Raw genomic sequence first — 12804 nt, 5'->3', positions numbered from 1 at the left:
CAGCGCGGAAGGAGATCTTTTCGTGTACAGGCTCGACGTCGACAGGCAGGAAGCGCTCATCGAATTCGCCCTGGACGGCCTCATTCGCAAGGACGAGATGGAGAGGTTCGTGGAGGAGCTGCGGGACGCGACCCAGCAACTGATGGGGCGGGACATCAAGATCAAGGCGGACCTGCGCACCTTCCGGCCCTCCGCGCCGGAGGTGGCGGAGATGATCCGCGCGGTGCAGGAGTTCGGTCTTCGCGCCGGGGTGAAGCGGGTGGCGGAGATGGTGGAGAGCCAGGTCGTTGCCCTGCAACTCAACCGGGTGGCCCGCGAGAGCGGCACGGACAAGATCCTCCGCCGGTTCGCCGATGACAGCGCGGCACTGCGCTGGCTCGTCTACGGAGAAGAGGAGGCGCTCTCCGCCTGAGCCCCTCCGGGCGTGTTCTCTGGCAACGGGTCCGATGGTCGGACCCGTTGGCGCGGAGCGCGTCCGGAAGGGCCCGGTGAGGCTCAGCGCGCGAGGAGCTGGGGAAGGGCCTCGCGCAGGTTGGGCTGGGAGCCGATCCGCTTCGTGCTGGGGGCCTGCGGCGTGCCGGTGGTGCGCAGCAGGTCGCGCAGGGTGCGAGGCGGGATGGGGCCCAGGCCGGCGGCGTTGGCGGCGCCCTGGAGGGAGGCGACCGCGCCCACCACGATGGGGGCGGCGCTGGAGGTGCCGCTGAACCTGGCCGTGTACCACTGGTTCTCGCTGGAGGCGGAGAGGTCTCCGAAGCCGAGCGTCACGACCTTCTCGCCCCAGGCGTGCACGTCCACGCGGCTGCCGTGGTTGGTCCAGCACATGGGGGAGCGGGTGGTGGCGGAGCTGGCGCCCACGAGGATGGCGCCCGAGTCACGCACCGAGCGATCGAAGGCGCCGCGGTACACGGGGCTGTCCAGGTTGGCGCCGCCGTTACCAGCGGCCTCCACCACGTGCACGCCGTTGGCGGTGGCCTGGGCGATGGCGTCGAAGTTGGCCTGCCAGTACTCCATGGGGACGTAGTTGCACTGGGCGGTGTTGCAGGTGCAGTGCCTGTTGGCGCGAGGCCCCCGGGCCTGCAGCTCCACCAGCACGATGCCGCCCTTGCCCGCGGCGACGGCCGCGTGGGTGATGGCGCTCGCGACGGTCTGGGTGGCGACGCCCTGCTGGCCGATCCGCGCCAGGTGGGCGATGCCGGTGACGCCGTAGCCGTTGCGCGCGCCCACCATCACGCCCAGCACCGCGGTGCCGTGGTCGCGCCAGCCCGCGTCGTCGAACTCGGTGCCGCCCGCGTAGAAGAAGCGGGGCAGATCCTCGTGCTTGTCGTTCCAGGCACCTTCCACGTCGACGATCCTCACACCCTCGCCGCCGCCGCCCCGCACCGTCCAGGCGTAGCGCGCGTCGATGCCGAGGGGCGCCGCGTTCAAGTAGCCCTGCTGGTTGTCATACAGGAATGTGGTGGGCACCGGGGGGAGCTCGGTCCGCGGGTCGCGCACGACCGCGCCGAAGTCCACCATGGCCGGCTCGGGCATGGGCTCGGCGTAGGCGATCTCCACGCTGTCCAGCGAGTTGAGCTGCATCACCAGGGCGTTCACCTCCCGGGCGCGCACGCCGCCCTGCAGCGGCACCTCGTAGTAGAGGTCCAGGTCCGCCATCTCCTTGCCGGTGCGCTCCTCGGCCCTGTGCTTGTGGTCGGCCAGCGTCAGCTCGGTCTCGCGGAAGAGCCGTCCCAGCTGGCCCCGGCGCGGGATGCGCTCCACCACCGAGTGGGCGGTGGTGAGATCGGCCATCACCCGTCCGTCGGACAGGCCGTAGCGCTTCATGCGGCGCCACTCGTGCTCGCCCCGCTCCGTGCCGAGCGCCTGCATCCGTCCGCCGCGCAGGCGCACCCGGGTGCCTTCCTGGAACTTCACCACCAGTCGCTGGACCGGCGTCTCCTCGTCGAGCTCGGGGAGGGTGGGCTTGATGGTGGGGAGTCGCGGCTCCAGCACCTTGACGCCGCTGGCGTGCGCGGCGGGGGCCAGGAGCAGACCCAGGCCCAGCATGAGCGTGCGAGTCACGCGGGAATTGAGACAAGTCGCCTTCATCGTCCGTCCTTCGTGGGGGTGAAGGGGGAGAAGTACGGCCACGACGACGGGCCACGGGTAGGGGAATGCCCGAAGCCTCCCCACCGCCATCGCGCTCCTAGCCTGCCACGCTGGTATTCCACACCCGGGCGGGCCGTCAGGTTCCTATACATTTACGTTGAAGACGGTATTAGCAGAAATTCTGTTCTTCGGGAATATGGCGGTGAAAACGGTTTTTGCCGTTCTGGCCGTGCTCAGGGGTGGAGGCCCATCGCCACGCAGAGGAGTGCGGCGAGGCCGGCGTAGAGCGGGACGTTGCAGGCGAACGTCATGCGGTTGATGCGGCGGAAGCGGGCCTGCTCCTCGTCGGCGAACCAGATGCCGTCCTCACCCGTGGTGTGTCCCTGGACGGCCTGGAAGAAGAGTGTGGCGTAGAGGACTTCGATGAAGAGGCTCACCAGCACGAGCGCCAGGAGCGACAGCGTCCACGAGTCCAGGGGCGAGGGCGTGCCGGTGCGGTGCACCTGGTACCAGGAGAGGCCCGCGAGGAGCAGGAGGATGGACAGCACGTCGTGGCCGATGCCGTAGGGCGGCTTCCAGTTGTGGGAGACGTAGAGCATGTAGAGCTCGGCGAGGCCGCGCACCCACATGCAGGCACCGAAGGCACCGAGCACCCGGCGGAGCTCCGGATGGACGGCGGAGTCGAGGGCGACGAGGGGACAGAGGAGGAACCAGAGGAAGATGGCGTAGAGGAGCCAGGCCAGCTTGGGCGGCGAGATGCGGCCGCCGAGGGAGCGCCGCGCGTTCTGCCTGCGCCAGAAGAGGAAGCCGAGCAGCGCGGACAGGCACAGCAGGGCCAGGATGAGGACGCGGGTGAGGGGCGAGAGCATCGAGGACGGCGCGTCGAAGGTGTGCCCGGAGTTTGCAGTGAGAGCCGGGCTGATGGAAGACGGCGCGAGAATCATCGAGAGGGTGGGCAGGAGCCCGGGGAGTCATGCGAGCCCGCCGCCCTTCCTGGACAGGGGAGAGGGGGCGCGGCACTCTCGGCGCGCGCTCGGAGGCGCATCCCATGAGAGCTGAGCAGGCAGCGACACACCCGGTGCCGGTGGGCACCGTGGTGCACACGGCGCCCCGTGTCGAGCGCTGGGGTTGGGTGTGGCCCCGCTGGAACGACCCGCGCATCCCGTTCGCGGCCATCCTGACCTTGTATGGGGTGCTGGGCTTCTCCTTCTTCGGTTTCAACCGCAGTCCGTGGCAGATGGCGGCCATCGTGGTGAGCGGCAGCGCGCTGGACGCGGGGCTGGGCTGGCTGCTGCGGCGCGAGAGGGTGGTGCCCCTGAGCGGCTACATCTCCTGCTGCTCGCTGGCGCTGCTGCTCAACTACTCGCACTCGAGCTGGCTGCTGCTGCTGCCGGTGTGGCTCACCATCGGCTCGAAGTACGTGCTGACCTTCGAGGGCCGCCACGTCTTCAACCCGTCCATGTTCGGCGTGGCCACCTCGCTGCTGCTCACGCGCGAGCTGATAACGGCGGCGCCGGCCTACCAGTGGGCCAATGGAGAGGTGGCGCTCTCGGCGTTCATCGTCATGGCGGCGCTGGTGCTCTTCTTCTTCCGGGTGGGCCGCACGTGGCTGGTGCTGAGCTTCCTGGGCTTCTACGCGCTGCAGACGGGCCTGCGGGCGTACATCCTGCGCCACCACCTGCCGCCCGAGGTGCTCTTCCTGGGAACGCTCGGGGCGCCGGCCTTCTTCATCTTCACCTTCTACATGATTACGGACCCGGGCACGTCGCCGAAGACGGCCCGCGCGCAGGTGCTCCTGGCGCTGGCGCTCACGCTGGTGGACCTGGTGCTCCACCTCAAGGAGAGCGTGTTCACGTTCTTCTACGCGGCCCTCACGTGCGCGACGGCGCGCTTCCTCTTCCTGCACGGGCGCGCGTTGTGGCAACGCGGGCCTCGCGCGTACTTCGCGGGACTCTTCTCCCCGGGGCCGCTGAAGCGGCTGGCGGCGGTGGGAGGCGTCGGGGCGGTGATGGCCGCGGGCTACGCGTTCGCCGTGTCGCCCGGGGCGCTGAACCGTCCGCTGCCCTTCCGCATGGAGCGCCTGGAGGCCGCGCACACGGGGCTCGGCTCGACGATGGGGGACGTGCTGACGCGGGTGGATCCGCGCGTGCTGCACGTGTCCAAGTGGGTGCTGAGCGTGGGGGACGCGGTGGCCACCGGGGACTTCGATGGGGATGGGAAGCTGGACCTCTTCCTCACGAACGCGCTCAAGTCGGAGGCGGACCGGGCGGCCCTCTTCCGCAACCTGGGAGACCTGCGCTTCGAGCGCGTGAAGGTGCCGGCCCTGGAGCACATCGCCGCGAGCATCACCACCGAGGGCGCGGCCGCCGGTGGCACCTTCGTGGACTACGACGGCGACGGGGACCAGGACCTGGCCATCGCGGTGGCGTGGGGGCCCTCGAAGTTGCTGCGCAACCTGCTGCGCGAGACGGGCAGCGCCACCTTCGAGGACGTCACCCCGCGGGCCGGGGTGGGGGACCACTCGGTGAGCATGGCCGTCACGATGCTCGACTACGACCGGGATGGGCACCTGGATCTCTTCGTGGCCAACGCGCTCACCACGCACCTGCCGGACTACGCCACGCCGACGCCGTTCAACTTCTTCCGGCTGCCGCCACCCGAGTATCCCGGGGACCGGCGCATGCTCCGTTTCATGCACAACGGCTGGCACAACGCCGACAACGGTGGCCTCAACGTGCTCTACCGGGGACGGGGGGATGGCACCTTCGAGAAGCTGGATTCGGTGGCGATGGGGCTGAAGGAGACGCGCTGGTCGCTCGCCGTCAGCACGGTGGACCTGAACCAGGACGGGTGGACGGACCTCTACATCGCCAACGACTTCGGCCCGGACGAGGTCTACCTCAACGAGCAGGGCCGGCACTTCCGCCGCGTCGTGGGGAAGCTCTTCGGGGAGATTGGCAAGGACACGTACAAGGGGATGAACGCCTCGGTGGCGGACTTCGATCGCAACGGGTGGCTGGATGTGTACGTGTCCAACGTGCACCACTCGCTGCAGGCCGAGGGGAGCCTCTTGTGGATGGTGTCGGCGGGGAAGGAGCCGTTCGTCCCCGAGCTCAAGGACGAGGCGACGTTCCGCGGGGCGCTCAACGAGCGGCGCTTCGGGTGGGGCGCGGCGGCGGGGGATCTGGACAACGACGGGTGGCCCGACATCGTGCAGGCCAACGGCCACCTCGATGACCGGCTGGACCACCTGTATGACTCGGGCCGCAAGGACTACTGGTACGTCAACCACAAGCTGATGCAGTCCGGTCCCGAGGTCCACACGTACGCGGACAAGTGGGGCGACATCCGCGGGCGGACCATCTATCCGAACGAGGCCCGCCGCGCGTACCTGAACCTGGGGGACGAGGACCCGGGCCACTTCGTGGACGTGGCGAGGGAGCTGGGCATCGACGAGCCGGACAACTCGCGCGGCGTGCTGCTGGCGGACCTGGACGACGATGGAGACCTGGACGCCGTCATCACCAACCAGCACGGGCCGGTGTCCGTGTACCGCAACAGCTTGCGCGAGGGGGCGGCGAAGGACGCGGCGCACTTCGTGGGCCTGACGCTGGTGGGGGAGGGGCAGCGGACGAGCCGGAGCGCGGTGGGCACGCGCGTGGTCGTGTCCTACGACGAGGGGGGCAAGCACGTGGAGCAGGTGCGGGAGGTGGGGCTGATGGGAGGCCTCAGCGCCTCGGCGGATCCGCGCCTGCACTTCGGGCTCGGGAGGCACGCGGGCCCGGTGACGGCGACCCTCCATTGGTATGGCGGCGAGGTGCAGACCGTGCAGCTCGAGGCCGACCGCTACCACGTCATCCAGCAGCCCGCCGTCACCGCGGGCCTGCGGGGCAGCCGATAGGAGTCCGATGTTCTCCGCCTTGAAGGGTGCCACCGTCTCGCGCGAGTCGCTCACCGAGCACCAGCGCGCGCAGATGCTGGCGTTGATGCAGGTGTGCTACGCGGGCGTCAGTGCCGAGCGTTTCACGCGTGACCTGGACGAAAAACAGTACGTCATCCTCCTGTCGGCGCGGCGTACGGGCGAGCTGGTGGGCTTCAGCACCCTGCGCGTCGCGGAGGAGCGGGTGGATGGGAGGCCGGTGGAGGTCGTCTTCTCGGGAGACACGGTCATCCACCCGGACTACTGGGGACAGAAGGAGCTGCAGGTGCGGTTCGGGCGCTTCATGCTCGCGCGCAAGCTGCGCCGTCCCCTGCGCCCCCTGCTGTGGCTGCTGTTGAGCGCGGGCTACAAGACGTACCTGCTGGCGGTGAACCACTTCCCGCGCACGGTGCCGCGCCACGATTGGGAGGCACCCTCCGAGCGCGTGTCGTTCCTGCGAGGGCTGGCCCTGAGGTGGTTCGGGGCGCAGTACGACGAGACACAGGGGACGGTGCGCTTCACGGGGTCGCACTACCGGGTGAGGGACGGGGTGTCGCCGATCGATCGGGAAGCGGCGGCGCATCCGCACATCGGGTTCTTCGCGAGGAGCAACCCGGGGCACGTGGAGGGAGAGGAGCTGGTGTGCCTGGCGGAGATCCGCGTGAGGGACCTGATGTGGGCACTGGGTGAGCTGAGCCTGAAGCAGGTGAGACTGTGGACACGGCGGGGTCTGCGATTGATTGGAGTGAGGGCGAGGGCATGAGTCCGAGGAGAACCAAAACCCCTCTCCCTCCGGGAGAGGGACGGGGTGAGGGTATCTCGTGCCCCGGGTTGAACCCGTGTATGTCCCCTCTCCCTCTGGGAGAGGGCTAGGGTGAGGGTCTTCCCATGTCCGTGCTCCTGGACTCACTGGGAAAGGTGCTGACCTCGAGCCGGATGCTCGCGGGGCTGATGGCGGCACAATCCCCCTCGGCGCTGCTGTTCCGCCAATCACTTTCGAGTCCCGAGCAGGCGCAGGCCGAGTGCCTGTCCCGGGTGCTCCGGTCCGTACGGGACACGAATCAGGCCGCGCGAGTCCCCGGCTTCCCGAGCATCCGCACCGCGCGCGAGCTCCAGGACGCGGTACCCGTGTCCACACCGGACTCGGTGCAGGCGGACATCGAGGCGCTCAAGGCGGGAGCGCCGCGTGTCCTCACCCACGAGCCCGTGGTGCGCTTCGAGCCCTCTGGGGGCTCCTCTGGGGCCTCCAAGTACGTCCCCGTCACGCGGGGACTGCTCGACGAGTTCCACCGGGCGCTCGCGCCGATGTTGTTCGACCTGCTGTCCTCGCGCCCCGCCGTCCGCGAGGGCCCCAGCTACTGGTCCATCTCGCCCATCGGGCGCAAGAAGGGACGCACGGCGGGGGGCATTCCCGTGGGCAGCGTGGAGGACTCCGCGTACTTCCCGCGGTTCCTGCAACCGTTGCTCTCGCGCGTGTTCGCCGTGCCTGGAGCCGTGGCTCATCTGCCCGATGTGGAGTCTTGCAGGTATGTGACGCTGTGGTTCCTCGTGGCGTGTGGGGACCTGGCCCTCTTGAGCGTGTGGAACCCGAGCTTCCTCACGCTGTTGATGGACGCTCTGGAACGGCATGGGGAACGGTTGGCCGAGGATCTGGAGCTCGGGGTGTGCCGGCCTCCCGTAGACCCTCACCCTGGCCCTCTCCCAGAGGGAGAGGGGATTGACGCGGTGCTCTCGCGGATGCGGTTCAGGCCTCAGCCGGTTCGGGCTCGCTTGCTTCGGGCGGCGCTTCGCTCCGGACTTCAGGGACGCATGCTCTGGCCCCGGCTCTCCCTGCTCAGCATGTGGACCGATGCGCAGGCCGCTCATTCCGTCGGCCCCGCCTGCCACCGCTTCCAGGGCGTCGAGGTCCAGGGCAAGGGATTGCTCGCCACCGAGGGCGTCGTCTCCCTTCCGCTCTTCGACGCCCCCGCCCCCGTGCTCGCCATCCGCAGCCACTTCTTCGAGTTCCTCGACCCCGAGCACCCCGATGCGCGTCCCCGCCTCGCGCACGAGCTGGAGCGGGGACGGACCTACTCCGTGCTCCTCTCCACTTCCGGCGGACTGTTGCGCTACCGCCTCGGAGACCTCGTCCGGGTCGAGGGCTTCCACCACGCCACGCCCTGTGTCCGCTTCGTGGGCCGCGCGGATTCCGTGTGCGACCTCGTGGGCGAGAAGCTCGCCGCCACCCGCGTCTCCACCGTGCTCGATGCCATGCTGCCCACGGTGCTCGGCGGCCGGCGTCCGTCCTTCGCGATGGTGGCCCCCGAGTGGGAGGCCCAGGCCGCTCCGGCCTACCGGCTCTTCCTGGAGACCGATGCACCCGACGTGCACCTCGAGGAGGCCGCCCGTGCCATCGAGCGCGCCCTCTGCGAGGGCTACCACTACCGTTACGCCCGGGAGCTCGGCCAGCTCGGGCCCCTGCGTGCCATCCGCGTCACCGAGGGCACCCGCCGCTACGAGGCCCGGTGCATCGCGCTCGGCCAGCGCGCGGGCGACATCAAGCCCACGGACCTTCATCGACAGGCGGGGTGGACCGTGTGGTTCTCCCAGCGAGGAACGCTGCGCCCATGAGGAATCCGCACGACTCGCAGAACCTCGCGCTCGTCACCACCCCCGCCGTGGAACTCGAAGCCGAGGCCGACCTCACCCGCTGCGGTGCCCTCAAGGACTTCTGGTACGTCGCCTGCCTCTCCACCGAGCTCACTTCGAAGAAGCCGCTGGCGCGCACCGTGTTCGGCACCCAGCTCGTCCTCTTCCGTGACGAGCGCGGAAGGCCCGCGGCCCTGCGAGACCGCTGCCTGCACCGCAACGCGCGCCTGTCCGCCGGAGACGTGTTCCACGGCCGCATCGGCTGCCCGTATCACGGCTGGGTGTATGACGCGTCGGGAGCGGTGGTGGAGGTGCCCTCGCTCGGACCCCAGCAGTGCGGCGAGGCGCTGGACGTACAGGGGCACGTGCGGGCGGGCCTGAAGGTGCGCCCGTGTGACCTCGGGAAGCTGCGGCGCTTCGACACCCTGGAGCAGGACGGGCTCGTCTACGTCTTCATGGGCGGGGACTCCTCGCGCGCCCGCCGTCCCGCCTTCCGCGTGCCGTACTGGGGCCATCCCGAGTGGACCGTCTACTTCATGGTGACGCGCTTCCCCAACGGGGTGACGAACCTGGCGGAGAACTTCATGGACGTGCCGCACACGGTCTTCGTCCACGAGGGCTGGTTCCGCCGCGCGGCGCGCAAGCGGGTGCCCGCAACGGTGAAGCGCTTCGATGGCAGCGTGCTCGTCACCTACAGGCAGGAGCAGGACACCGTCACGGGGCTCGGACGCCTCTTCAATCCGGGCGGCCTGCCCATGGTCCACACGGACCACTACTTCATCCCCAACGTCACCCGCGTGGACTACATGTGGGGGGACCGCAGCGGCTTCGCCATCAACTCGCAGATAACGCCCATCGGTCCCACCGACAGCCTCGTCTACACGGCCATCAGCTACCGGCTCCCCTACGACCTGCCACGTGCGCTCGTGGCGCGGGCGCTCAAGCCACTGGTGAAGTGGTACACCACGCAGGTCATCCTCCAGGACGTGGACATCATGAAGGTGCAGCGCGAGGGGCTGCTCAACGGCCCCGGTGGCGGCGTCTTCTCCGGTACCGAGGCGGATCTGCTCCACGCGGACATCGAGGCCTATCGCCGCTGGCTGCTGGAGGGTGGGCATGGCTCCGGCCCTGGCGACGAGGAGCGCGACATCGTCTTCTGGATTTGAGCCGCGGAAGCCGGCCTACACCCGCGAGGTGGGGCGACACGGGAGCCGCACCGTGAAGGTCGAGCCCTGACCGACCACGGATGAGACGGCCACCTCGCCGCCGTACACCTTGACGATGCGCTGCACCGTGGCCAGCCCGATGCCGTGCCCCGAGGCCTTCGCGTCCGGAGCCCGGTAGAAGGGCTCGAAGATGTTCCGCAGCGCTCCAGGCGCGATGCCGGGCCCCGTGTCCTTCACCACCAGCGCGCACTGGTCTCCCGAGGTCTGGGTGGTGAGCTCCACCCGCCTCACGGGCCGGCCCTCCATGAACTTGAGGGCGTTGGAGACCAGGTTGAGGAGGACGACGTAGAGGAGCCCTCGCGGCAGCGCCACGTTCACGTCCTCCACGCCGATGATGTCCAGCTCCGCCTGGATCTGTTCCCGCAGACCGCTCAAGTCCTCCACCACGTCCGCGGCGACGGCTGGCACGGAGGTGGTCCCTCCGGAGGACTTCACCGCTCCGCCCGCGAGCGAGAAGGCCAGCATGCCGTCGAGCAGGTTGTAGGCCCGGCGGGTGACGCGCTCCAGCCGCTCTCCGGCCCGCTTCGCCCGCTCGTCGGACGTGGCGCGCACCTGTGCTCCAATCATGGTCAGCGGAGACAGCAGGTTGCGCAGATCATGGGCGATCCTCCCGGCGAAGGCGTCCAGGTCCGCACGGGCCCGCGCCGTCTTCACGGTCCCCTCCACGCGCGCCAGCAACTCGCGGGCGGAGAAGGGCTTCACCAGGTAGTCACTGGCGCCAGCTCCGAGTCCCTCCACGGTGGCCTCCTCCCCCGCACGGGCCGACAGGAGGATGACGGGCACGGAGGCCGTGCGCGCGTCGGCCTTCAGCTCGCGCAGCAGGCCGAAGCCGTCCAGCCCCGGCATCATCACGTCCGACAGCACCACGTCAGGGGGCCGTGCCCGCGTGGCTTCCAGGGCGGCCCGTCCGTCCGCGACGGCCTGGACCGTGTAGCCCCCTTCCTCCAGGAGACGCCGCACATGGTTGCGCATGTCCGCGTTGTCCTCCGCCAGCAGCACGTGGCCCCTCATCGGCGCGGGGTGCGTTCCGGCGCGCGAGGTGGGGCCGCTCCCATCGTCCAACCATCCCTCCGCCTCCTCCACGAAGGCCGCGGCGCGCGCCGTCGTGGGGGCCTTCGTCCGGGCGGGCCCCAGCCGCTCCCGCGCCAGGTGGGTGTTGCCGGTGGGAAGGGAGACGAAGAAGGTGCTCCCCTGGCCGACGGCACTCTCCACGCGCACGCCGCCCCCGTGCAGCTTCACCAGCTCCTCCACCAGCGCGAGACCGATACCGCTGCCCTCGAAGCTGCGCCCCTGCGCGCCGCTCACCCGGTGGAAGCGCTCGAAGACGCGCGGTAGCTCCTCCTCGGGAATGCCCGTGCCGGTGTCCGCCACCATCAGCTCCACCGTCCCGCCCAGCCACCGCAGGGAGACGCGCACCTCTCCGGTGGAGGTGAACTTGAAGGCGTTGGACACGAGGTTGAGGACGATCTTCTCCCAGGCCTCCCGGTCCACCCACACGGCCTCGGGCAGGGGAGGGCAGTCCACCACCAGCCGGAGGCCCGCGCGCTTCATGAGGGCCTCGAAGCTGCTGGCGAGCCCGGCCGTCAGCGCGGACAGGTCCGTCAGCTCGAAGGTGGTGTGCATCCGCCCCGCGCTCACGCGGCTGAAGTCCAGCAACGCGTTGACGAGCTTCAAGAGGCGCTGGGCGCCGCGGTGGGCCAGCTCCACGCGCTCGCGCTGGGCGTCGGGCAGCGTGTGGGCGGTATCCCCGAGGGCGTCCTCCAGTGGGCCCAGCATGAGGGTCAGCGGCGTGCGGAGCTCGTGGGAGACATGGGTGAAGAACTCCGTCTTGGCCCGATCCAGCTCCGCCAGGGCCTCGGTCCGGCGCCGCTCCTCCTCGGCCCGGCGAGCGCTGGCGATGGCCGTGGCCACCTGGGCCGCCACCAGGGTGAGGAAGTTCTGGTACTCCGCGTCCAGGGCCCGGCGTGGACTGACGCCCACCACCAGCACCCCGGCCGCCGTCTCCTCGCCCTCCCTGCCCACCGGAAGCACCAGCGCGGTGTGAGGGACCTCCGGCCATGGACCTCCCGACAGGTGGCCCGCGCGCGCGGGCACATCGGTGAGCGTGTGCACCTCGCCGGTGCGGGCGATGGCTCCCAGGGGCCAGGGACACTCCGCGTCCTCTCCCTCGCTCAACGACACCCGCTCGGGCGCGGCGGGGCTCGTCTCCTCCACCCCCAGGGTGGCCACCCGGCGCAGCTGGCCCTCTCGCGCATCGGTGAGATAGAGGAGGGCGAAGGGGATGTCGTAGCGATGGCCCTCCAGCACGCGCACCGCCTCGCGGCACGCCGCCTCCGCGGTGGGCTGGCCCGAGGCGGCCTCACTCAACTCCTTCAAGGCGCGCAGGCGCCGCTCGCCCACCACCCGGCCCGTCGTCTCGTGCACCGCGAGGAAGATGCCGCCCACGCCCCCCGTCTCGTCCCGGATGGGGCTGTGCGAGAGGGTGAAGTACGCCTCCTCGATGAAGCCCTTGCGGTTGGGCAGGAAGAGCTGGTTCTCGTACCAGGTGGCCTCGCCCGCGAGCACGCGCTCGAACATCGGCTCCAGCACGTCCCAGATTTCCGCCCACCAGGGCTGGGCCGCCTGGCCCAGGGCGCCCGGGTGCTTGGAGCCGAGGCTCGGCACGTAGGCGTCGTTGTAGAACTGGGTCAGCTCCGGCCCCCAGTGGATCATCATCGGGAAGCGCGAGTTGAGGAGGATGGAGACGGAGGTGCGCAGCGACTGCGGCCAGCCCTCCACGGGGCCCACGGGCGTGCGGGACCAGTCGAGGGCGCGCATGAGCTCCCCCATCATCCCGCCTCCGGCCAGCACGTCCGCCACGGCTCCGTGGTTCTTCATTCGATGGGCTCCTTCGAGTGCGCTCCACCCGTGATGGGTCAACACACGGCGGGGGCGTTCCCGGAGTTT

General features: G+C 69.9%; 8 protein-coding genes. 5 read left to right on the top strand and 3 right to left on the bottom strand.

The annotated features are described in order from the left end of the window. The first annotated feature begins 22 nt into the window (after window positions 1-22). Window positions 23-412, top strand: coding sequence for an STAS/SEC14 domain-containing protein (locus NR810_RS11895; RefSeq protein ID WP_257451506.1), 390 nt, complete (start codon window positions 23-25; stop codon window positions 410-412). Window positions 413-495: 83 nt separating this feature from the next. Here NR810_RS11895 and NR810_RS11890 read toward each other — a convergent pair whose 3' ends face one another. Together NR810_RS11890 and NR810_RS11885 are read right to left on the bottom strand one after the other, a co-directional pair. Beyond that, complete coding sequence (locus NR810_RS11890; protein WP_257451504.1) at window positions 496-2058, bottom strand: S8 family peptidase; 1563 nt, start codon at window positions 2056-2058, stop codon at window positions 496-498. A 260-nt stretch (window positions 2059-2318) separates the two neighbouring features. Beyond that, window positions 2319-2954, bottom strand: coding sequence for a hypothetical protein (locus NR810_RS11885; RefSeq protein WP_257451502.1), 636 nt, complete (start codon window positions 2952-2954; stop codon window positions 2319-2321). Between the two features lie 179 nt (window positions 2955-3133). Between NR810_RS11885 and NR810_RS11880 the strand changes: the two genes are divergently transcribed. The 4 genes from NR810_RS11880 (at window position 3134) to NR810_RS11865 (ending at window position 9798) form a co-directional block, all read left to right on the top strand. Continuing rightward, window positions 3134-5986 (top strand): CRTAC1 family protein, encoded by a 2853-nt coding sequence (locus NR810_RS11880; protein WP_257451500.1) that lies wholly within the window; start codon window positions 3134-3136, stop codon window positions 5984-5986. A 7-nt stretch (window positions 5987-5993) separates the two neighbouring features. After that, window positions 5994-6767 (top strand): hypothetical protein, encoded by a 774-nt coding sequence (locus NR810_RS11875; RefSeq protein ID WP_257451499.1) that lies wholly within the window; start codon window positions 5994-5996, stop codon window positions 6765-6767. A gap of 125 nt (window positions 6768-6892) precedes the next feature. Next, window positions 6893-8614 carry a GH3 auxin-responsive promoter family protein gene (locus NR810_RS11870; protein ID WP_257451496.1) on the top strand — a complete coding sequence of 574 codons (1722 nt, stop codon included), beginning with the start codon at window positions 6893-6895 and terminating at the stop codon, window positions 8612-8614. Then, on the top strand, window positions 8611-9798 hold the full coding sequence (locus NR810_RS11865; RefSeq protein WP_257451493.1) for an aromatic ring-hydroxylating oxygenase subunit alpha: 1188 nt from the start codon (window positions 8611-8613) through the stop codon (window positions 9796-9798). Before NR810_RS11870 ends, NR810_RS11865 begins: the two co-directional genes overlap by 4 nt. 15 nt (window positions 9799-9813) lie before the next feature. On the opposite strand, the gene NR810_RS11860 is transcribed toward NR810_RS11865, so the two are convergent. Then, window positions 9814-12735: an ATP-binding protein gene (locus tag NR810_RS11860; protein WP_257451491.1), complete on the bottom strand. Its 2922-nt coding sequence runs from the start codon at window positions 12733-12735 to the stop codon at window positions 9814-9816. Window positions 12736-12804 lie beyond the last annotated feature (69 nt).

Source organism: Archangium lipolyticum (assembly GCF_024623785.1).
Classification (GTDB): domain Bacteria; phylum Myxococcota; class Myxococcia; order Myxococcales; family Myxococcaceae; genus Archangium; species Archangium lipolyticum.
The sequence above is the reverse complement of the archived record's forward strand: the minus strand, read 5'-3'. Positions and strand labels throughout refer to the sequence as shown.